Annotated in this window: 1 protein-coding gene; it reads right to left on the bottom strand. The window is 70.0% G+C overall.

The window, feature by feature from the left end:
- Positions 1 to 57 precede the first annotated feature (57 nt).
- Positions 58 to 1184 (bottom strand): YhdP family protein (locus OR16_RS34535; RefSeq protein WP_006163506.1); only part of this gene is annotated, 1127 nt, incomplete at its 5' end.

Genomic DNA, 1184 nt, shown 5'->3' with positions numbered 1-1184 from the left:
CGGCACTACCGTCACGTCCAGGTCCTGCGTCTCGCGCGGGACTGTTCGCGCTGCCGGTCATCGAGGCGCGCAGTTTGCCCGCCCTTCGAGCGCGAAGTCCTTGGTGCTGGCCACGCCGTTCTCGATCGTGCCAGTGCCCGTGATCTCGTCGAACACCATGCCCTGGCCCGCCACTCCCCGGAAGTCGAAGGTGGCCAGCCGCATCAGGCCTTGCAGGCTGAGCACACCCAGCAGCTTGGCCGCACCCGGGTCCACGCTGAGGATCTGGCCATTTTCCAGCTGCAGCTTCATCCGCCCCGACAGGGTGGGGTAGTCGATCGACAGGGGCGAGCCGCGCCATCCGATCCGGCCCTCGAAGGTGCCATGCCCGTCGGCCAGCATGTGCGGCAGGCCCATGCGCTCCAGCACCTGGCCGCCATTGCGCACGTCGAGCTTGAAGTCGAGCAGCGTGCGGCGCTCGGCGGCAGCGCCTTCGCGCACCCGGCGCGGCAAGCGCCAGCTGCCGCTGCCGGTAAAGGTGGCGCCGGGCTGCTCGATGACCAGGCGGTCCAGCGTCCACACGGGCTCGCCGCCGTTTTCGCTGGAGTGCGCCTTGACCTCGAGCTTGCCGAAGTCGCGGCCGTGCAGCTCGAACCGATCCGCAACCAGGTCCAGCGCGGGCAGGTCACTGGTGTTGCCGTCGAGGGGATCGGCCGCGTTGGCGGCGTTGGCGGCGTCGCCCGTGTCGGGGATGTTCAGGTGCGATAGGCGCAGCGTGAGCGCGCCCGCCGGTGTGGCGGCATCGCTGCGCCAGCGCATGTTGCCCGCCACCTGGCGGGACTCGATCTGCACGCCCCAGCCAGCGCTTTCGCGGGTGGCCTCAAGCACGACGTCATCGAGCTCGCGGCCAAAGGCGTACAGCGTGTGCGTGCGCACGGAAATGCGCTCGGGCAGGTAGGCCGACACCGGCGCGGTATTGCCTGCACTGGCCTTGCCGGCCTCCGCCAGCGCGGCGCGCCAGGCGTCCAGGTCGAAGCGATTCGCTGCCAGCGCTGCGGTGACACCGCTGGCGGGTTGCGGCGCCGGCTGCTCGATGCCGATCCCGCCGGCTTGCACTTCCACGGCATCGCCATTGCGGCGTAGCAAGTAGCGCGCATTGAGCACGTTGCCATACTGCACCAGCATTTCCTCGCTGCCGGCGCGGG

This window comes from Cupriavidus basilensis OR16, from assembly GCF_000243095.1.
Taxonomy (GTDB): domain Bacteria; phylum Pseudomonadota; class Gammaproteobacteria; order Burkholderiales; family Burkholderiaceae; genus Cupriavidus; species Cupriavidus basilensis_D.
Note: the sequence above shows the minus strand (reverse complement) of the source record. Positions and strands in the feature narration are given on the sequence as shown.